The 520-nt window shown below is 29.2% G+C and carries 1 pseudogene; it reads right to left on the bottom strand.

From position 1 onward, the window contains the following. Positions 1–520 (bottom strand): annotated as a pseudogene (locus DMC01_RS14295) (hypothetical protein); the annotation flags it as partial.

Here is a 520-nt window from a genome sequence, read left to right as displayed (position 1 = left end):
AGTAGATTCTGTGCCACCATTTAGCAAAATTGAATAAAGAAATATCTGTGTATTTGCAGAATGCAATAAATCCAAATTAATTCCATATTTACCATAATTTTTTGCTAACTCATAAATATCAACCGTGGTGTTGTGTTTTGTAAAAATATCAATCTTGTTATTATGAATATGAATCAGCTTAGACAGTGAGAGTTTGGAATCTAAACTATAATTTGCATTTGTTTTCAATGTCAAACCATTGGAGGCTAAAAATATAACTGTCCTTGTTTTATCGTTGGTTTGCAAGATAAAGTCCTTTGTGGAATGTGCGTTATTTTTATAAAAACTATTTTGAGATTTTCTTGCCTTTTGCTTTCTTTGAATCTCGTTTAATTTCGATTCTCTTTGTGCGAAATCTAAATCTTTTAATTCTATGTTTATGGAATCTATTTCTTGCTTTTGTGCTTCTGCTTTTTCCTTTTTTATCTGCATTATGGATTTATAAAGGGCTTTACGCGAAGTTAAATAAGAGTTGCTTAAA

It is taken from the genome of Campylobacter troglodytis (genome assembly GCF_006864425.1).
GTDB lineage: Bacteria > Campylobacterota > Campylobacteria > Campylobacterales > Campylobacteraceae > Campylobacter_D > Campylobacter_D troglodytis.
Note: the sequence above shows the minus strand (reverse complement) of the source record. Positions and strands in the feature narration are given on the sequence as shown.